The 20,344-nt window shown below is 55.9% G+C and carries 17 protein-coding genes; 8 read left to right on the top strand and 9 right to left on the bottom strand.

The window, feature by feature from the left end; translation table 11 throughout:
- Positions 1-121 precede the first annotated feature (121 nt).
- From ACYX34_RS16730 to ACYX34_RS16720, 3 genes are all read right to left on the bottom strand, one after another.
- Entirely contained in the window at positions 122-2,446 is a 2,325-nt protein-coding gene (locus ACYX34_RS16730) for an RICIN domain-containing protein (protein ID WP_462077720.1), read from the bottom strand.
- Positions 2,447-2,878: 432 nt separating this feature from the next.
- Positions 2,879-3,292: an acyl-CoA thioesterase gene (locus tag ACYX34_RS16725; protein WP_462077719.1), complete on the bottom strand. Its 414-nt coding sequence runs from the start codon at positions 3,290-3,292 to the stop codon at positions 2,879-2,881.
- A 54-nt stretch (positions 3,293-3,346) separates the two neighbouring features.
- Positions 3,347-4,603, bottom strand: coding sequence for a TIGR02710 family CRISPR-associated CARF protein (locus ACYX34_RS16720; RefSeq protein ID WP_462077718.1), 1,257 nt, complete (start codon positions 4,601-4,603; stop codon positions 3,347-3,349).
- 108 nt (positions 4,604-4,711) lie between these two features.
- Between ACYX34_RS16720 and ACYX34_RS16715 the strand changes: the two genes are divergently transcribed.
- Genes ACYX34_RS16715 through ACYX34_RS16705 form a run of 3 tightly spaced genes read left to right on the top strand, consistent with a single transcriptional unit; the run spans position 4,712 to position 6,946 of the window.
- Positions 4,712-5,290, top strand: coding sequence for a D-sedoheptulose-7-phosphate isomerase (locus ACYX34_RS16715; protein WP_462077717.1), 579 nt, complete (start codon positions 4,712-4,714; stop codon positions 5,288-5,290).
- Positions 5,274-6,263 carry a GSU2086 family protein gene (locus ACYX34_RS16710; protein WP_462077716.1) on the top strand — a complete coding sequence of 330 codons (990 nt, stop codon included), beginning with the start codon at positions 5,274-5,276 and terminating at the stop codon, positions 6,261-6,263. Before ACYX34_RS16715 ends, ACYX34_RS16710 begins: the two co-directional genes overlap by 17 nt.
- A complete protein-coding gene (locus ACYX34_RS16705; protein WP_462077715.1) occupies positions 6,260-6,946 on the top strand; it encodes a SprT-like domain-containing protein in 687 nt (228 codons plus the stop codon). Before ACYX34_RS16710 ends, ACYX34_RS16705 begins: the two co-directional genes overlap by 4 nt.
- 32 nt (positions 6,947-6,978) lie before the next feature.
- Here the strand turns inward: ACYX34_RS16705 and ACYX34_RS16700 are convergent, their stop codons facing one another.
- On the bottom strand, positions 6,979-10,146 hold the full coding sequence (locus tag ACYX34_RS16700; protein WP_462077714.1) for a response regulator: 3,168 nt from the start codon (positions 10,144-10,146) through the stop codon (positions 6,979-6,981).
- 215 nt (positions 10,147-10,361) lie between these two features.
- On the opposite strand from ACYX34_RS16700, the gene rfaE2 reads away from it, so the two are divergent.
- The 4 genes from rfaE2 to ACYX34_RS16680 all read left to right on the top strand — a co-directional run bounded on the left by rfaE2 (position 10,362) and on the right by ACYX34_RS16680 (position 16,282).
- On the top strand, positions 10,362-10,844 hold the full coding sequence (gene rfaE2 / locus ACYX34_RS16695; protein WP_462077713.1) for a D-glycero-beta-D-manno-heptose 1-phosphate adenylyltransferase: 483 nt from the start codon (positions 10,362-10,364) through the stop codon (positions 10,842-10,844).
- A 3-nt stretch (positions 10,845-10,847) separates the two neighbouring features.
- Entirely contained in the window at positions 10,848-14,318 is a 3,471-nt protein-coding gene (gene mfd, locus ACYX34_RS16690; protein WP_462077712.1) for a transcription-repair coupling factor, read from the top strand.
- Between the two features lie 67 nt (positions 14,319-14,385).
- Positions 14,386-15,240 carry a peptidylprolyl isomerase gene (locus ACYX34_RS16685; RefSeq protein ID WP_462077711.1) on the top strand — a complete coding sequence of 285 codons (855 nt, stop codon included), beginning with the start codon at positions 14,386-14,388 and terminating at the stop codon, positions 15,238-15,240.
- A gap of 85 nt (positions 15,241-15,325) precedes the next feature.
- Positions 15,326-16,282: a peptidylprolyl isomerase gene (locus ACYX34_RS16680; protein ID WP_462077710.1), complete on the top strand. Its 957-nt coding sequence runs from the start codon at positions 15,326-15,328 to the stop codon at positions 16,280-16,282.
- Positions 16,283-16,430: 148 nt separating this feature from the next.
- Here the strand turns inward: ACYX34_RS16680 and yihA are convergent, their stop codons facing one another.
- Complete coding sequence (gene yihA / locus ACYX34_RS16675) at positions 16,431-17,045, bottom strand: ribosome biogenesis GTP-binding protein YihA/YsxC (protein ID WP_462077709.1); 615 nt, start codon at positions 17,043-17,045, stop codon at positions 16,431-16,433.
- A 16-nt stretch (positions 17,046-17,061) separates the two neighbouring features.
- Here yihA and mtgA point away from each other — a divergent pair, with 16 nt between their 5' ends.
- Positions 17,062-17,871 carry a monofunctional biosynthetic peptidoglycan transglycosylase gene (gene mtgA, locus ACYX34_RS16670; protein ID WP_462077708.1) on the top strand — a complete coding sequence of 270 codons (810 nt, stop codon included), beginning with the start codon at positions 17,062-17,064 and terminating at the stop codon, positions 17,869-17,871.
- A 16-nt stretch (positions 17,872-17,887) separates the two neighbouring features.
- Here the strand turns inward: mtgA and ACYX34_RS16665 are convergent, their stop codons facing one another.
- The 4 genes from ACYX34_RS16665 to dtd all read right to left on the bottom strand — a co-directional run bounded on the left by ACYX34_RS16665 (position 17,888) and on the right by dtd (position 20,342).
- Complete coding sequence (locus ACYX34_RS16665) at positions 17,888-18,331, bottom strand: VOC family protein (RefSeq protein ID WP_462077707.1); 444 nt, start codon at positions 18,329-18,331, stop codon at positions 17,888-17,890.
- A complete protein-coding gene (locus tag ACYX34_RS16660) occupies positions 18,328-19,212 on the bottom strand; it encodes an isoaspartyl peptidase/L-asparaginase family protein (protein WP_462077706.1) in 885 nt (294 codons plus the stop codon). The genes ACYX34_RS16665 and ACYX34_RS16660 overlap by 4 nt, the downstream gene beginning before the upstream one ends.
- Positions 19,209-19,775, bottom strand: a complete 567-nt coding sequence (locus ACYX34_RS16655; protein WP_462077705.1) for a hypothetical protein — start codon at positions 19,773-19,775, stop codon at positions 19,209-19,211. Before ACYX34_RS16655 ends, ACYX34_RS16660 begins: the two co-directional genes overlap by 4 nt.
- A gap of 117 nt (positions 19,776-19,892) precedes the next feature.
- Entirely contained in the window at positions 19,893-20,342 is a 450-nt protein-coding gene (gene dtd / locus ACYX34_RS16650; RefSeq protein WP_462077704.1) for a D-aminoacyl-tRNA deacylase, read from the bottom strand.
- Between the last annotated feature and the right edge of the window lie 2 nt (positions 20,343-20,344).

Raw genomic sequence — 20,344 nt, 5'->3', positions numbered from 1 at the left:
GAACAATACCGGTGACCGGACTACCCCCCACTCACTCCCATCACAAATGCCTCAATAAATCTTCGATGGGATGCCTCCCCCACGTGTTGAATACAACATGGAGGAGACACAGGAGGTTGTGTTAGCCGATCTTGATTGTCTTCGCCACGGAGGGGACGCCGGCGCTATTCATACCAAAAAGCATGTAATAGCCAGGAATCGCGACGCCGCGGTCACTTGGAATACTCAACGAATAGACATTGGTCCCCGCAGCCTCAAAACTCAGCGGAATCCGACGCTGATCATTATTGACACTATGGGTTGCCGAGGACAATCGAACCAATGCAAATCGAGTGATCGGCGAATCAGTACTCACCGTCATGGCCGTTCCATATCCGGCACTGGCAGGGGCGGAGGTAATCGTCGGCCTGGCTGCCGCACTACCGTCCGCATTGAGTAGATAAGGAGGCGTAAAGATTTCGGCATTGGCATGGTTGGTCTCACAGGGCCCGCAGAGCCCACTTCCACCGACAAACACTCGACCGTCCGGCATAAGAATCGCCACACTGTGATAGTTTCGCGGAATACCCGTCGCTACCAGGGTGGTGAATGTTTTGGTCACGGGATTCCACAATTCCGGGGCAAGCACCGACTGCACATCGTCAAAGTTGAACGCATAGGATTGCCCACCGAAGACAAGGACTTCGCCATTCGGTAATACCACACTATTGGCGAAGCTGCGGGCATAGGCCATGGCGGCAACTTTATTCACCGTCACCCCATTATTCAGATCAATGACATATGCGCGGGTGGTCGCGAAATTAGCTTTATAATCCGGAGCACCACCGACCTTGAGAATTTTCCCGACATCGTACATCACCGCATTGCCGTTCATACTGTGATCATCATCTCCGCGAAACCCGGCGAACAGACTGGAACCAGTGCCGCCGGTGTTGAACCAATTCATCTGCTTGCTGGGCCCGGCATGAAATACTTTGCCCTCGCCGACCGTAAAGAGCCAGGGATGATTATCGGAACGATTAATCCCAAACGCATCATTGGTCAGGATCGCGCTTGCGATGATCCCAGGCGTCCGTCTCCACCCATTAGTCACATTCCATACTTCTCCGTCCTTCCCACCTTCTCCTCCGCTCCATGAACCGCCGATCGTGAACACCTCGCCGTTCGTCAGGACAGTATCGCCCTCATAGCCACGCCCGGTGTTCATCTTTTGTCCGACGCTCCAACTATCTGTCACCGAGCTATACATGCTGGTGAACGTGCTATCTATGCCGCCATTGACAAGGATACGTCCATCGGCAAGATTTGCGGTTCCTGGGCAAAACATGTTATGGCCCGTTTGGGACACCAGCCGTTCCGAGGCACTCTTCGTCGCCGGGTCAAAAATGGACGTGTAGGTGTGGCCGCCGAGGTTTTGGTCGAAATCCAAGCGGCTATCGGATGACCAGAGCAAGATTTTGCCGTTCGGCAAATTCGCGGCTGCCGACGGCACCAAGGATAGGGGAATCGCCGCACTCCATTTCCCTCCGGTCGTCGAAGCCGTATCAATTTGCCACAGCTGATGATCTCCACCGCCGCATGAGGACTGAATGAGCCCTGCACCGGCTGCCTGAGCCCCGTTCTGGACTGTCAGACATTTGCCGCTATGCTTCGCCACTAACGTATATTGTCGACCATTCGCCTGCGGGTACCAGAGTTCATTATTCGCACCGCCGCAGGTTTGCTGGACAACTTGAGCGCCATCGGTGACCGATGCACCGGAGACAGTCATGCATTTCCTTGACCCTTTCACGACGATCCGATAGGCATCATGATACGGCATCAAGGTCCATTGCTGATACGTCTTACCATGACAGGTCCATTGTGTAATCCTTGCTCCATCGGCCGATGATCCTCCGTTCACATCAAGGCATAGGCGGCTATGCTTCGCGAGGATCGGCGTATGCGAAAACGCGGCGATGGCAAACCGTTGACGATCCGCCCCCAAACAAGCCCATTGCGTCAGACGCGCCCCATTCTTCTTTGTTCCCGTATCGACATTGAGACATTTCCCACTGTGCTTCGCAACCAATTGGAAGTGATCCGTGCGTATCTGTGCATACCAGAGTTGGTTATCGCCGCCGAGACAGCTCCCCTGAACGACCTGTGCACCATCGGCGGTTGATGAGCCGGAGACACCCAGACATTTGCCGGAATGCTTCGCAATAATCTGATAGGCATCCTGAGAAGGCACGACACTAAACTGTTGAGGATTACTATCATCGCACGTCGATTGGATGACCTGCGCACCATCCCCGGTGGCTCCACCGCTGACGGTTAGGCATTTCCCGCTATGCTTTGCATTGATGACGTTGGGACCATTCACAATGGCCGCCTGTGATACTGCCGGGCCGCACAGCCCCTCTGCACACACAACAAACAACCACAAACCGATGGTCCTTCTCATTGTGATACCTCTTAAGTGAAGAATACACGTGAACGGCTTAAAGGCCTCTCCTGCATGTACTTCTGCAACCTCAGGCCAATCGTATTCCAACGGTCATGATTTTGGAAGCGGCGTGTTTACAATCCCCTTGAACGTCTGGATTGTGGATCGCTACCCTTAGGAGCTGAGTTGCTGAGCATCGTCCAGTTCCACGCAGATCGGGTGAATGATAGCGCAGCGACGCACAGACTTCCAACGAGGGTACAACGTCTAGCCATTATGGCAAGAATGGACTCAGCCGATGGCTGATGCTCTTCAACTCCCGTTGGGGATAGAACCCGGCAGGTTAATCACTGAACCTAGGCAGCCGTGCTTTGTGGACTGGTACTCCGGCTGAAACCCTCAAGTGTTGGCAAGGAGACTACACCTGAGCAGATCCCCATATGACAAGACCTATGAGCGGGCAGATTCAGGAGAGTGGAGCGCGGACTGAAGTTTAGTGACCATTCCACGATCAAGGCGCCTGACTTTTCCACGACCATCCGTCGCAGCCAAGCGAGCAGAGCCTTTGACCACGACACGCCCACTCAGCTTCTCACGAATGACATGTGAAAAGGTCAAGGCTGCTCGAGTCACATCACCGACCTTCGTTTCGATGACCAGCGTGTCTCCATACCGACCAGGTGAGCAATAGTCCACTTCGGCCCGCACCACAACAAAGATGACGCCCTGCTCCATCAAGGCCGCTACTGAATGCCCACGCAGTTCGAGGTATTCGGTTCGAGCCCGCTCAAAATATTTCAGATAGTTGGCATAATAGACGACCCCGCCGCAGTCGGTGTCTTCGTAGTAAATACGAACTTCCATGACGATACATTAGCGGTGCATGGACCACGGGAAGAGCCACATCGGGCATTTCATTTAGAGGCTCAGAACAGGAAACTTTGGCAATGACGACTCCGCGACACCAGTCAGTCGGAGCACGACCTCATACAACTGCTGGACTCGCTCGGACTTGATCGGCTCGAACCCATGCCCTAATACGGCATGGTTCGCTGCGTCCAGTAATGGCTTCATCTTGGGCCATTCCCGCAAGAACCCCTGCCCCAGCTGATCGCCCAACCCGGCCAAGACACGAAACTGCGCCTGGAGCGGCAGCTTGTACTTGCCGTCGATATCTTCGAGATAACAGGTCTGACAGACTTCCTGAAGTGCTGCGGGCAGCTGTGTTGGCTGCGCGTCCCAACTCTTGATCTTGTATGATTTATACAGACGAACTTGAGCGCATGCCTCAAGCACCCTGACGAGCGCCGTCATGGCTGCTTCGGGATCGTGGCGAGTATGCAGTCGCCTACCGGTACAGGCCAACAAATCCAGGGTGAGCGACTCCTTGACTTCTGCCGGATCGAGCACAAGTTTTTCGAGAAAACTCGCATTGGTTTTAATCGGAGCGATGATGGCTTTTAATCCAGGCGGCCCACCCCAGAGTGACGCCATCTCCAGCGCCTTTGCGGAGGTCTTCAACTTCTCCCATGCTTGCCGATAATGAAACCGCTCCCACAAATCATAGCCTTCAGCCAAATCCGCAAACGCCCGATACAGCGGTTTCTGCCCGCCACTGACACGTAACTCCACCTCTCGGAACAGTTTCACTGCAGCGTGAAAGAGTCCCCGGTTGAACAACTCGCACCCTTCACGACGCGCCACTGCCGCTTGTTCATCCCACGGATTGCTTTGCGCCCAAATAAAGGACTTCCCGTTCAGTTCAACACGATCATCCTCTTGACCTTCCCGAGCCGGAACCAACGAGACCACTCGAGACGTCCACGGGACGGCTGCCAATGTGAGCGCAGCCGCGATCGCCGGCGTGGCGCCGCTCATGTCTACAACCAGCTCACCGTACTGTACGTCCCAGGTCCGCAACAGATCAGGAAGGGAGCGGGCCAGTACCTGATAGCACGCAGAGAACTCACACAGCTCTTCCGTCACAATCCAATCCCACCGCTTCGGCATTTGGTCGATGTTCGGCTGGACTGCTGACTCAACCAAGGCTTTGCTGCCTTCCGGCAAGACAAAGCATAAAGCCTCCGGCTTGAGCCGGTTGATCGAATACACCGCTGCCGCGGCATCATCGACTATCGCAACTACGAGTGCCTTGATGGGTTGGTCTTGCGCCATTGCGGGACGACTATACCACCGCCCCCATCCCGGTTCAATTTCACCCCGCAGAACAGACGGATGCCTCCAACCTTGACACCCTAAGCCCTCTTCCCTAGAATCGCGCCCATGCAAACAGTGGTGTTGGCGGCCTTTGCAGACAGTGCCAAGGTAAAACAGCAATTTGCACACGAGCATGCCGATCGCATCGTGCACGTCGCAGAGCTCATCGCAAACGCGTTCAACAACGGCAACAAAGTTCTGCTCTTCGGCAACGGCGGAAGCTCAACCGATGCCGCACACATCGCCGCAGAATTTGTCGGACGATACAGGCGCGACCGAGTGCCGCTCCCCGCAATCGCCCTCGCGACGGATATCGCCGCTATTACGTGCATCGCCAATGACTATGGGTATGAAGAACTCTTCGCTCGACAGGTTCGGGCTCATGGTCGAAAAGGCGATATTGCCATCGGCATCAGTACGAGCGGGAACTCTCCCAATGTCCTCAAAGGCATCGCGGCGGCGCGTGAATGCGGACTGATTACCGTTGCCTGGACCGGTGGGTCGGGAGGCACGCTGGCCGGACTTGTTGAATACCCGTTTATCGTGCCGTCTACCCTGACATCTCGGATCCAGGAAAGTCATATCACGCTCGGTCATGTCCTATGTGAGCTGATAGAGGATCATCTCCTTGGGAACGCGTCCTGATCGGACATCTCCAACCGGCCGTCCTGCCTTGATTGCTCCGATCAATGTATCGGATCTCAAGACCTATCCATTGAAGAAACGGTACAGCAAGGTTCGAGTCTCCGACTTTGCCACACCGTGGAAACGTGGGGGTTCGTTCAAGACGTTCTGCGACGGTTTGCCTGATATCCTCGCGGTCAAGTCATTGGGTGCCATCACCCGAGCCATCGTAAAAGCCCATCGAAAGCACCGTCCCGTCATCGTCGGAATCGGCGCCCATGTCATCAAGGTAGGGCTCGCCCCGATCATCACGGACTTGATGGAACGAGGGATCGTGACGGCGGTCGCCATGAACGGAGCAGGAATTATCCACGATTTCGAGTTGGCCCTCATGGGGCATACCTCAGAGGAAGTCGATGCAGAGATCGACGAAGGTCGATTCGGCATGGCGGAGGAGACGGGACGGATCTTGAACGATGCCATCATCCGCGGTGCAACCGCAGGCCAAGGATTGGGGGAGGCTATTGGAAACTACATGGCCCAAGCGGCCCGCCAGTTCCCGAATCGCAAGACCAGCATTCTCGCCACTGGTGTTCGACTGGGTATACCGGTGACCGTCCATGTCGCAGTCGGAACCGACATTATCCACATGCACCCCTCAGCGGACGGGGCCGCTATCGGAGCCACGTCGTTGCTCGACTTTCGGCGTCTGACGGCCGTGGTTGCCAAGATGGAAGGCGGGGTGTACGTCAATATCGGGTCCGCCGTGATTCTTCCGGAAGTCTTTCTCAAAACACTGTCGCTCGGAAGAAACCTCGGCCATCCGATCTCAAACATTACGACCGCCAACATGGATTTCTTCATCCATTACCGCCCTCAGACCAACGTCGTGCGACGTCCTACACAAAAAGGCGGCCAAGGCTATTCATTGACCGGTCACCATGAAATCATGTTGCCGCTCCTCGCCGCGGCTGTGCTGGAGGAACTGGGATGACGCCGGCCTCACACATTTCAACAGCGCTTTCACCTGAAATGCTCGAGGCTCGGTGGCACCAGTTGAACGCACTATACTTCGACAGTGCTCTCCCGCCGATTCCGATTCGCTGGAGTACGCGCCTGACCTCCTCTGTCGGGATGTTTACCTGCCGTGGTGGACCAAGAACGTCCTACGCCGCTCCCACGAGTCCGAGTCGTCGAGAGATTCGCCTCTCACGTCCACTCTTTGAGCAACTGGCCGCGCGCACGCCGCAGCTGGAGCAGGAACTGATCAACACTCTGGCACATGAAATGATCCACCAATGGCAATTCGATATCCTGAGACGGCGACCCAATCATGGCCTCGCATTTCTGCGGAAAATGACACAGATCAATCGTTCGGGAGAAGTGGCTGTCACGACGTATCACTCGCTGGAGAAGGAAGTGATCGCCTTGTCGAGATTCATCTGGCAATGCATCAACTGCGGACGTCTCTACCGGCGACAACGGAAAACGATCCAGCCCCAGCGACATCACTGCGGAGCCTGTCGAGGAACCTTGCAGGAGCTCGCCACAGAACCAGAGCTGCGCACAGATCAGCACAGCCCGTTCATCGATCAGACTTCTGACACACTCTCCCCACTGGAACCACTGAACAATCTCACAGGATCGCCGGAGCAATTGACGCTTGAACTGCCGTGACACGAACGAGTCGACAGAAACGACAGTCCGCGTCAGGCAGCTTCCTGGCTTTTCCCTGGCCGATACGACTCCCGTACTTTCTTTAGGCGATCAAGAACAGTAGCCAAGGCCTCGACTGAAATGGGCTTAGAAAGATAGTCATCCATCCCCGCGGCCAGGCATTGCTCACGATCTCCCTGCATGGCATTCGCAGTCAAGGCGACAATCGGCACACGACGGAAAGTTACGTGTTTCTGGTTACGTGTTTCTGCATTTGATCCCGAAACTCGAACCTCGAAACTCGAACCTATTTCAGCCGCCTCTCGTTCCCGAATAAGACGTGTCGCTTCGAAACCATCCATCTCCGGCATTTGACAGTCCATAAAGATGACATCGTAACGGATCCTGGACAACGCCTCGACCACCTCTCGCCCGTTCGCCACCACGTCAATGCGATATCCCAATCGCTGGAAGAGACGAACCGCCACCTTCTGATTGATGACGTTATCTTCGGCCAAGAGTATGCGAAGGTCCGCTTCAGCCTTCGTTTCAGCAAGAGTATGACGAGTAATCAGGGGAACCACTTGATTCGTCGCAGCCACGCCTACCGTCGCAGCGCGTTGCGTCATAACCGCCACGAGACAATCGTGTAATTGCCGTTCACGAATCGGTTTCGTCAGATACGCGGAGACCCCTGCAGCCTTGGCGGTTTTCGCATCTCCCCGTCGCCCAAACGAGGTCAGCAACACGAGTTGACTCTCGGCCCCTTCCGTTCGTCTCCGTATCGTGCGCGCTAATTCAATTCCATCCGTTGGCCCCATATCTACGTCCAAGAGCACAAGATCAAAGGGCGGTTGCCTGTGTACCCGACTCATGGCGGCCAGCGCTTCGGATCCGCTCGTGACAAGTGTCGGTTGCATCCCCCATTTTTTCGTCATCAGCTCAAGGATTTTCCGGTTGATGGCCTTATCATCCACAATGAGGATGTGGAGACCGGCCAACATGACGGCATCGGTATCGACTACGCGACAGCCACCCACCTGCTTGTGCAAATTCACGGTAAACCAAAAACAACTCCCGCCTCCCACCTGGCTCGTCACACCGATTGTTCCACCCATCAACTCCACAAGGCGTTTGCATATCGCGAGACCGAGACCAGTCCCGCCATACTTTCTTGTCGTGGATCCATCGGCTTGGCTGAACGACTGGAACAGCCGGTCACGAGCCTCGTCGGAAATACCGATCCCCGTATCCGTCACCGTCACACGAATCGTGGTCGCCTGCTCCGACTCAGCTTCGACCGTCACCTCCACCACCACATCCCCCCGGTCAGTAAACTTGATGGCATTCGCGGTCAGGTTCATGACAATCTGACGGAGACGCCCCGGATCACCCAGCAAGTGTCTCGGCACATCGGCATGGAACAGACAGGCCAGATTCAATCCTTTTGAGGCAGCTCGCTCCGCCACAAGATCCAGCGATTCGTCGATGGCAAGGCGAAGGTCAAAGGCAATCGTTTCCAAATCCAACTTCCCCGCCTCAATCTTTGAGAAGTCAAGGACATCATTGATGATCGTCAGCAGGTGGTCTCCGCAGATCCGAGCCGTTTCAGCGTATTCACGCTGTTCCTCCGTGAGTTGGGTGTCTAACAGAAGTCCCGTCATCCCGATCACCCCGTTCATCGGCGTTCGAATTTCGTGACTCATGCTGGCAAGAAACAACGACTTGGCCTCGGTCGCGGCTTTCGCTTCTCGCAACGCGCCATCCAGTTGGTAATTGATTTGCTCCAATTGCTGCGCGTAGATCTTCAATGCCTGCTCCGCTTCTTTCCGTCCGGTAATGTCCCGGATGAACGCACTGAAAATAGTAGTCCCCTCGATGGTCAATGGAGTCATGGCGATTTCCATGGGGAATTCGCGACCGTCTCGTCGAACTCCGATCATCTCTACCAAACGATTTGAAATGGGCATACCTCTAGGCTCAAGAAGGCGCCGGACATACTCCCGATAATCCTGGCGATGGGATGGGGGACAGAGCGTGTCGGCTGCATCTCGCCCGATAGCCTCAAGCATAGACCATCCAAAGACCTCCTCCGCCTGGGCATTCCATTCCGTAATTTCGCCGCTTGCATCCATGGTCATGACCGCATCGAGGGCTGTGTCTATGATCAAGCTGGTACGGGCTTCGTTCTGGTGTAATGCTGCTTCTACTTCAGCACGCTCGACGAAGAGACCAATCTGGCTTCCGGTCGTCCCTAAGGCTCGTAACAGGTCCCAATCCTCTGCCTGAACCTCTTGGCTGAAGAACTCCATCACGCCGTAGACATTGGCCCGGAGCCAAATAGGAAAAGCACAGGCTCCATGTAGCCCTCCCGGTGTCGCAATGGACTCACGGGTAAAGAGAGGAGCTCCTACAACATCCTCAATCCACAAGGGCTCGCCCCGTTCCCAGCAATACCCGGGCAGATCGGAGCCAGGACCGTGGTCCGTTTGCCGACTGTTGCGTAAGAAGTCCTGGACGATCGTCGAGTCAACGGACCACGCATGTGCACAGGTGAGGGATCGCCGATCGTCCTGCACTCTCCAGAACAGCCCGACCTGCCAATCCAGACCAACCACGATCGCCTGCAACAGGTCGGGAATGGCTTGTTCAACAATGGAGGATGCAGCAAGCACCTTTGCCACTGCATGTTGAAGAGCTTGACGACGATCGGCACGCTTTTGCTCGGTCACGTCTTGGAGTACGCTCAAGATAGATCCGATTGACCCATTTTCAGCCGGAAGAGGAACGGCCGTCATCTCGACCCAGCGGATCTGACGGGATAATCCGACCAGTCTGCACCTTCCTCGGGTTTCACGCCCCTCTCGTGCGGCCTTGTGCAGGACGTCAAGCTGCTGATGATCACCCGGGTGGACAAAGTCTCGGAGATCTCGACCAAGAACTTCTTCTGAAAAACCGGCGCCAAAAAGGAAACAGCCGGCCGGGTTAATCTGGAGTACCCGGTGGTCGAGCCCCGACACCAGAATCCCCTGCGGCTCAGCCTCCAGGATACTCCTGAGCCTTTGCTCATTTTCTTGGAGCCGAACCTTTTCCTGTTCTGCCTGAAGTCGACGGGCCCGATCCCGTCGCAACATTCTCCCCAGGAAGACGATCAGAGGAACGACCAACAGAAGATTGATAAGACCAATCCCCCAGATGAGGGTTACATCACCATCACTCATTGGTGAGACTCCGGACACACCTAAATCCCCACGGCCAGGCTGGTGCCGACCCCTAGACTCCGTTATGTGCCGTATCGGCTCGTTATGTGAGAACTTGAGCCGATGACCGCCGCCTGATCGGACTCTCGACCATCCGGGAATCTCCGGCCAGACACCGCCCACGCACGGAAGGAATCACTCTTTCACTCGCACCGGCAGCCAGGTATGATGGAGCCATGAACTCCAAGGTCCTGCCACGAGAGCACCTCCTCCGCGTTCTGGCCATGGATCGGGCGAACGGGAAACGCATCGTGTTCACAAACGGGTGTTTCGACCTGATGCACATCGGACATACGAGATACCTCCAGGCTGCAAAAACCCTGGGTGACGTCCTTGTTGTCGGAGTGAACAGCGATGCATCCGTTCGTCGTTTGGAGAAAGCTCCGGACCGGCCGATTGTTCCGGAAACGCAACGGGCCGAAGTGCTGGCGGCTTTGGCATGCGTCGATTATGTCGGGATCTTCGACGAGCCGGACCCCCTTGCACTCATCACGGCTGTCCGACCGGACGTCTTGGTGAAGGGCGGAGATTGGGCCATCGACCGGATCGTCGGTCGTGATGTAGTCGAAGCCCATGGCGGCATCGTCAAAACAATTCCGCTGGTTCCCGGCCTGTCGACCACAGGACTTCTTCAACGTATCCGCTCAACCACGACGTAATTCGTGTCTGATACCACTGCTCACATACCCTCCTGGCTTGTCCCGCTTCGATCGGCCCTCGATCACAAACAGGCGCGGGTGTGCCTGCTCGGAGCACATGGCCCGACTTCGGCTTGCGCCGTCACACTGTTGGACCGTCTTCGCCGTCCTACTCACAGCTGCGCCGGCCCATGGGTCGTGATCACCCCAAGCGACGAGTCTGCCGAGCGAATCTTCAATGACTTGCACTTCTTCCATGCACTCATGGGGCAACCTGTCGACGGTCTCGCCTGGTTCCCCGAATGGGAAACTCTCCCCTACGAGGCAACGGCACCGCATGTCGGGTTGATTGCACACCGGATGACGACGCTTCATCGCCTGCTGGTCAATCCACCCGCCGTTCTCGTGACCTCCGTCGCCGCAGCCATGCATCGAGTGATCCCTCGTTCGATTTTTGAGGAGGCGGTGATTGGTTTCAAGACAGGCGCAACCTTCGAACGGGAATCTTTGATCACGAGCCTGCTTCGGATTGGATACCGGCGGGTCTCCGTGGTGGAAATTCCAGGAGAATTCAGTATCCGCGGTGGAATCGTCGATATCTTCTCGACCGCCTATTCCAACCCGGTCCGTGTGGAATTTCTGGGAGATCACGTCGAATCGATGCGGCTGTTTGACCCCGCCACTCAAACGTCGATTGAAAAATTGAAGGAGGGGTGGGTCTTACCGGCACGGGAATTCATTCGATCGTTACAGGCCCAGGACGCGACGGCAGTCATTCCTCCCGATGCCGAATGGCGGAGTCCAGACCTCTATGAGGCTATGGACACATTGTTTGACTACCTCGGCTCGGATCCTTCCCTCGTCCTCGATCAACCGGAGAGCTTGAAAAAGGCCTGTGAGACCGCGTGGAGCAAAATCGATGACGGATACCTCCGCCATGTCGATCGCGACATCGCTCGCCCCTACCCCTCTCCTGAGCGTCTCTTTCTCACGTGGGACGGCATCCAACAACGATTTGACACCTGCCCGATGATGGCGCTGGAGCCTCTGGCAGCCCAGGACTCTTCCTGGGAGCCGACCTTTTCATTTTCCACCCAGCCTCCAGGCAGCATCGGACTCGGAATTAGGGGCACCGCCTTCAGCCAGACACTGAGCCTACTGGAGAGTCTTCGCAATGAGCATCGGGTCGCCCTCGTTGCCCGAAGCCGGGGACAAGTCGATCGCTTGCTCGCCCTCCTGCGAGAACATGATTTACCGGCCGAATCCTGGACCCCTTCGACCTGGTCAAACCAGCGGACCGGCAAATTGCCGTTTTATGTGTTGCACGGCGATCTCTCGGTCGGGTTTCTGTCCGGAGAACTCCGGCTCGCCCTCCTCACCGAAGAGGAACTCTTCGCAAAAGGTGCACGCCATAAGCCGCAACCCAAGAGTCGAACCGCCACGTTCCTGTCCTCCTTGGAAGACCTGAACGTCGGCGATTACGTCGTGCATATGCAACATGGCATCGCGAAGTATCGGGGCCTGAAACGCCTGTCGGTGCAAGACTTCGAGAGCGACTATTTGATTCTTGAGTTTGCCGGCGGCGATACCCTGTACGTTCCGCTCGATCGGTTGAATCAAGTGCAACGATACAGCGGAGCCGAGAGCCATGTCCCTCGACTCGATCGTTTAGGCGGCACCAGTTGGGCCAAGACGACCGCGCGGGTCAAGAAAGACATCGAAGAAATGGCCCAAGAATTAGTCGACCTCTACGCCAACCGCGAGCTGGTGAAACGGAATGCGTATGGCGAGACCACGACCCTCTACCACGAATTTGAGGCCGCGTTCGAGTATGAGGAGACCGCAGACCAGCTGAAGGCCATCGCGGACATCAGTCGAGACCTGGAATCAACGAAACCCATGGACCGGCTGGTTTGCGGTGATGTGGGGTATGGAAAGACCGAGGTCGCCATGCGTGCCGCCTTCAAGGCGGTGGAGCACGATCGTCAGGTCGCGGTCTTGGTTCCAACGACACTGCTGGCCCACCAACATTATGAAAACTTCGCTGAACGCTTTGCGCCCTTTCCCATGCGAGTCGCGCTGCTCTCGCGATTCCAATCATCCAGGGAAACGAAAGCCATTCTGAAGGACGTCGCGTCGGGAACCGTCGACGTCGTGATCGGCACTCATCGCCTGTTGCAGAAAGATGTGATATTTCGCCATCTCGGCCTTGTCATCATCGACGAAGAACAGTGGTTCGGCGTCAAGCACAAGGAGCGGCTCAAGCAACTTCGGACGCAAGTCGACGTCTTGACGTTGACCGCCACTCCCATTCCTCGCACCCTTCAAATGGCCATGTCGAGTGTGCGAGATCTCTCGATCATCGATACCCCCCCGGCTGGTCGGTTGGCCATCAAAACAGAGGTGGTTCGGTTCAGCGACAAAGCTGTACGGGATGCCGTCCTGCGCGAGCTTGGACGTGGCGGGCAGGTCTATTTTGTCCACAATCGGGTCGAAACCATGGAGCGGATCGGAGCCTGGTTGCATCAGCTGATTCCTGAAGCCAGAATGGTCATGGCACACGGCCAAATGGACGCCAAGCCCTTGGAAGCCGTGATGCTGAAATTTCTGAAGCGGGAGGCCGACATCCTGATCGCCTCGGCCATCATTCAGTCCGGACTCGACGTCCCGACCGCGAATACGATCATTGTGAACCGCGCGGATCTCTTTGGACTTGCGCAACTGTACCAGTTGCGTGGACGGGTCGGGCGAGGGGGTGACCAGGCCTATGCCTATTTCCTCATTCCCGATGAAGGTACACTGACCGGCGATGCGCAGAAACGATTGATCGCAATTCAGCAGTTTACCGAGCTTGGATCCGGCTTTCGCATCGCCGCGGCAGACATGGAGATCCGAGGCGCCGGTAATCTGTTAGGGAAACAGCAGTCCGGGCATATTGCGGCCATCGGACTGGATCTCTACATGCAAATGGTCGAACAGGCAGTTCAACGGTTGAAGGGGCATGTGATCGAGGAAGAACCGGACCCGACTCTGCAACTGCCCGTTTCAGCCTTTATCCCCGAGCCGTACGTCACGGATCCCCACCACCGGCTTTCCCTATACAAACGGCTGACGGCCTGCAGCCAAGTCGGCGAGCTCGCCCTCCTGCACGGGGAGATCCAGGACCGGTACGGGCCCGCTCCGGAACCGGTCGAACGGCTGCTCGAGGTGATGCAGCTCCGAACCCATGCGAAACGCCTCCGATTGGCTTCACTCGACGTACACGGCCAATCGGTCACGATCGTGATCCAACCGAAGACGACGATCCCTGAATCGGCCGTTCATCGCTTGATGGACCAGCTGAAGAAGCGGCTGAAGTTTCTCAGTCCCGTCTCTTTTGAAATCTCCATGCGTCAGAGCGACTGGCCGTCGCTGTTTTCAGAACTCAATGCAATCTTGCAAAGCCTTGATCTCTGTGATACCAAGACGATCAGGACGGATGCGACTGGTTCTTGATCGACACCCGCATATACCACCACTTATGATATCCTTCCGGTTCCCGACCTTCTGCCGAACATATCTCATGCCTGGGCTGCTTGCCGGCATGGTGGCCTGTATCGGGCCGGCGATCTCCGGCTGTGGCGAGCGGCAGGAAGAACCGGTCGTCGCGTTGGTCAATGGCCGTACTATTACCCAGACCGAATTCGACCTTCGATGGGGGGAGCTCTCACCCGCCACCCGCTCCCGCTATGAGAAGGACGGCGGCAAACGGAAATTCCTCGAAGAGCTCATTACCCGAGAGCTCCTGATGCAGGAGGGTCGCCGACAAGGCTTGGATCATAGTGATGTCATCCGGGACAAGACACAACGGTATAAGGAACAGCTCATCCTCGACGAACTTCTGAAAGACAAGCTCCAATCCAAAGTCGAACTGACGCAAGCTGAACTTGATGCCTACTACGAGAAGCATGCCGCCGAACTGCTGGACCCGCTGAAAGCCAATATCTCGGTGATGCTGCTGCCTAACGTGTATGCCGCGAAGGATCTTGAAACACAGATCAATCGAGGCGGGAACTTCGCCAAGTTCGCCCAGCGATACTCGATTGACGAGAAGACAAAGTCCAAAGGCGGCGATCTGGGCCCCTATAAGAAGGGAATGCTTCTTCCCGAGCTGGATGCCGCAATTCATACGCTCAAGCTAGGCATGGTCAGCGGTCCCATTAAGACCGAGCATGGCTACTATCTCGTCATGCTGTCCCCTCTGGATGAAACCATTATCCAAACTGATTTGGCGACAAAGGAACGCCTTCGACAGGAACTCCTGGCCGATAAGCGGCGCAAGCGATTCGACGAAGTAATCGCCGACATCCGGACCAACGCCGCAGTTCGTTTCGCTGAAGCCGCTCGATATATTAATACGGACACCGGCAAGCATTAGTCTCTGCTCATTTCCACGAACCCGCCGCTTCGTGTAGAATTATCGAACCAGTGATGCGGGTTTTCCGCTCCTGAGTGCAGGAACCATGACCACCGCTTCTCACACATCCCGTTGGAATCCTCTCCTCATCTCGGTGCTCCTTCTGCTCATATTTCCCAACTTGTCCCCGTATCAGGCTTCAGCTCATCTGCAGGATCGTATTGTCGCGATCGTCAATTCCGAGTTGATTATGCTGTCCGATGTCCAGCGTGAGTTTGCAGCGGAGCAGGAGCGTCTCTCCCGTGTGCACCGAGGAACCGAGCTGGCCCAGCGACTCAAGACCGCAGAATACATGGCCTTAACGAAACTGATCGAGCGGAAGTTGCAGCTCCAGGAAGCCAAAGCCAAAAAAGTGGAAGTGTCAGACGGCGAGATCAAGCAAGCCATTGAACAAATGAAACGGCAAGGGACCCCTCTCGACCCCACAAGCCCCAACGACATCCAGATCGTGCGCGATCAACTCTTGCTCATGCGAGTAGCCGATCTGCAGATTCGCGGCAACATCATGGTCGGCGACTCTGAGCTGAGGCGGTACTACCAAGATCATCGCGACCGTTTCGCCCTCTCCGAGGAGTATGAATTGAGTCACATTCTGATCCGCCCTCGCTCCTCAGATGGGCTGGCCGACGCACTGACCAGAGCTCGCCGCGCCATGAATGATCTGAAACAAGGGGAAAAGTTTGAGGATGTCGCCAGGGAATACTCCGATGGCGACAATGCCGCACAAGGCGGACGGCTGGGCTTAGTTCGACAGGGCGAGCTCATCCCCATCATTGATCAGGCCATCGCACGCTTAGTACCCGGCGGAATCTCCGACATCATCGAGAGTCCTGAGGGGATCCAGATCATTCGGATGGACGATCGAAAGCCCAAACGGTTTCGGACGTACGAGGAAGTCCATCGAGAACTCCAAGAACTCGTCTATCGGCAGAAAAGTGAGGACATGTTCCAATCCTGGCTCGTCGAACTGAAGAATAAATCCTATATCGAGATTAAATTCTAGCCCGCAGGATTCATAACCGCTTCTACCGCAACCGTCGACACGCTGCTGCGACAGGCCTGGCTGCGGGTTCACTGCAGCCACGCAGGCTCACCAACCCACGACCCTATCCCCCACATTCCTAGTCCGCTCCGACAAGAGACAGAGATCATCAACCACCATGCTGTTGCCTCGCCGTTTCACGGAGAGCCCCCCACAGCCTGTCTCGTCCCTCCCCCGTCACGGACGAATAGGGAATCACGGCGTCTTCCTCGGCAAGTCCAAAACTTTGATGGATCCGGCGAAGGGTTTTCACCCGCTCATGTGACTTCAGCTTATCAACCTTCGTCACGACGATAAGGGGATCGTGCCCGATCGAACGGAGCCAGGCCATAGTCTGGCAATCTTGATCGGTCACGACACGACCATCCACGAGCAACACAACTCGGAGCAGCACAGCACGGCCGAGGAGATAGCGTTCGAGCAAAGGCCCCCACTGAATGCGAACGGTTTTCGGCACGTTTGCAAACCCATAGCCGGGCAAATCAACGAGGTAGAATCGCGAGATATGGGGATCCGAGGTGGAGATGAGAAATACATTCACGGCTTGCGTTTTCCCAGGGGTTCGACTGACCCTGGCCAGTTCTCGACGATTCAGTAAGGAGTTGATCAAAGACGATTTACCCACATTTGAGCGCCCGACAAAGGCAATCTCCCGGAGATCACCGGAAGGAAACTGTTCTGGATCGACACAACTTTTGATAAACTCGGCCGCGAAGATTTTCATGTTGTCAGGCTACCCGATGGATGAACAGCAGAAGGCGAGTCAGAGTCCAATCTTTTTCCGTCCTTACACATACGACCCTCCTCCGCTCAAGTCAACCGGTCGCAGCAGAATCCGACGGATGTTTCTGTGGGGCACCCTTTTCATCGGACTTCCATTGGGTATCCTGATGTTGAGCTGGTTCATGACCTTGCCGGATGTCGAACATCTCACACGAACCAACCCGACATCCACCGCCCTGATGGAAACCCGGCAGACTCAGGCAAAGGAGCAGGGACGTCCCATCAAACGCCAATGGGTGTGGGTCCCGCTTTCCCGCATCTCCCCGCACCTTCGCCATGCGGTCGTGGTCGCAGAAGATGCCTCGTTTTTCATCCACGATGGATTCGACTGGGAAGGAATCAAGGAAGCGGCTAAATACAACATCGAAGCGGGCGAACTCAAGCGTGGCGGGAGCACCATTACGCAGCAACTGGCCAAGAATCTCTATCTCTCTTCCGAACGGTCTCTACTTCGAAAAGCAAGAGAAGCCTTGATTACGCATCACCTCGAACAACATCTCCCGAAAAATCGTATTCTGGAACTGTATCTCAACGTCGCCGAGTGGGGACAGGGGATCTATGGTGCTGAAGCCGCAGCCCGTCATCACTTCGGCAAACCGTCGCTCGAACTGACGGTCGACGAAGCCGCCTGGCTGGCGGCCATCTTGCCCTCGCCGCGTCGATACGATCCTCTGCGAAAAACAACTTTCCTCACACAACGCCACGAACGCATTCTCAGATGGATCGATCGGCAGTCCTCGGCTCCCGTACCAGTCACCGAAGAGTAGAACTGCCAAGTTGTGGCTATTCTGCATACTCCGAAGAGTCGCCGACCTGACCGTGATCCTGTTCCCCAAAGATGGCCGATTCGTGGGTGTAGTGCTTGAACTCGAGCAGATTGTGCGATGGGTCTTCCAAAAAGAATGTCCGGTGCTCAATGCGGGTCCCAGGAAAGCGCACGCGAGGTTGCTGATAGAAAGTTAGGTCGTTTACTTTCGCACGATCCGCCAGCGCCTGCCATTCTTCCTGAGAAAGAAAGACCAGCCCGAAATGGCGCGGGTAAATACCTTTCTGTTGAAGAGGCTGCTCCGGCACGAGATGCGCGACAAGATGGTGACCTCCCAATCCTAGCGTTAACGCATGCTTCGATCGCCGCCCAACGATGCAACCGAGGCCATCAACATAGAACCGAAGCGTGGCTTCCAGGTCATGAATCGGAAAGGCAAGATGGAAGAGCACGCGGCTCATTGAAACCTATCTTTCACGGTAGGTTCTCCCTTCCCATCCCACCACCCAGCTGCCATGTGCGGCGTCACATGCACAATCGTAAATCGCCCTTGTGGCGTAAGGACCAGCGCACCAGCGGAACCGTGGACTTTTTTCACAAGCCGTTGAAACACCATTCGTACCACCTGACCAGGTGTGCTCCCTCGTCTTAATCGGTCACAGATTTCTTTGGCGACCGCCAAGCGGATGATACTCTCGCCCCATCCTGTCATGGACACCGCACCGGTTTCATTGTCAGCATAGACTCCGCAGCCGATGATCGGCGTATCGCCGACTCGTCCTGGAAGCATCTGATCAATCCCCCCGGTTGACGCGCCGGCAGCAACTGTGCCGGTCTGATCCACAGCAACCGCACCAACCGTTCCATGACGATTCTTCGTTGTTCTCATCCGCTTGAGCACCAAATCGTATGACAACGTGAGTCGTGGGGCCGGACGCTTCTGAGGTTCCAGTTTGAAATGTTGAGCAAACTTCGTCGCCATCGGCCCCACAAGCAACACGTGCTCCGTTGCCTCCATGACGTGGCGGGCGGCACTGATTGGATGGACGATGCTCTCAATGGACGCCACGGCCCCGGCATGCAGTCCCTCCCCTTCCATGATGGAGGCGTCCATCCTTCGCACTCCGTCCAGCTGAAGATACGCGCCTTTGCCGGCGTTAAAAAGCCCGCTACGTTCGAGAACCCGTATCGTGTGTTCAACGGCAATGAGGGCAGAGCCGCCTCGATCCAGGAGATGATAGCCAACTTGCAGAGCTGCTCGAAGACAGGCCGCTTGCGAGGACGTCATGCCACGAGAGCCGGCTCCTCCATGCGCGAGAATGATCGGGTGGATAGGTTTCAATTCAACAGCAAATCCCTGGTTCTCCGATAGGCCGGATCCTGCATGCGATCGAGATCGGACCGCACAAATCCCAGACCGGTCACACAGAGTTCAAAATTCTCGGATAGTTTTTTGAACAACGGCAAGCTGGTTTCGGCATCCTCACGACCGATCTGTGCCACGATCCCATATGACCGCTTCCCGGTCTTCACGTAATCGACGAGAAAATCCTTGTGGTAAATCCGCCCCACCGTTTTGAGCCGACGCAGATATTCAGGAAACAGTCCGGCCATAAACAGCGTGAAATCCCCGATGTGGCGGTGAACGTCTCGTTCTCGATCCAATGATTGGGCTTCCAACATCACCTCCGACTCAAACAGCAAATCGACGACACTGTCGACGGCGTGGTCCTGTCGATTCTTGATCTTATAGAGGTGATCCGTATGGGTGAAATCGACCAGCAGATTTGAGACGTAGGAAGTGACCTTCTCATCAGGCCAACCGAGATGTTCGGTAAAGCTCTTCTCGGTCAAAGCCCCGAACAGTTGCCGGAGCGGATGTTGTAGGGGAACTGAAGCACTCATCTCTCCCTCCTGGAAAGTTCGATGAGCCGTCACTTCAGTATAACAGATACCAACGACAAGCCGCCTTCTACCGTCCCAAACCCTATCGGCGCTCCGCCGTAAGATCTTGAGTTTGGCCTAGCGCCCCTCCCTACTATCCAATACAAAGGTTACCGGCCCATCGTTGATCAAGGCCACCCGCATATGGGCCGCAAAGATCCCTGTTTCAATTCTTGTCCCGCTCTCGCGCAATCCGGTCGCGACCTGTTCATAGAGTCCCTTGGCCAGCGCTGGAGAAGCCGCCTCGTCGAAACTAGGACGACGTCCGCTGGCAGTACTACCCAACAGCGTAAATTGTGAAACCAGCAACACAGCGCCGCCCACATCTGCCAGTGATCGATTCATCTTCCCTTGCTCATCTGAGAAAATCCGGAGGCTCCGGATCTTGTCGATCAGGTAGCGACTGTCCGACTCGTCATCGCCTTTCGCGACGCCCAATAGCACCATCAAGCCATGTTGGATCTGACCGACGATCTGTCCGTCGATCTCGACCGAGGCACTGGTGACACGCTGCAAAACAGCCTTCATCG

Source organism: Nitrospira sp. CMX1, assembly GCF_054902215.1.
This window is presented reverse-complemented; position numbering and strand designations above follow the sequence as displayed.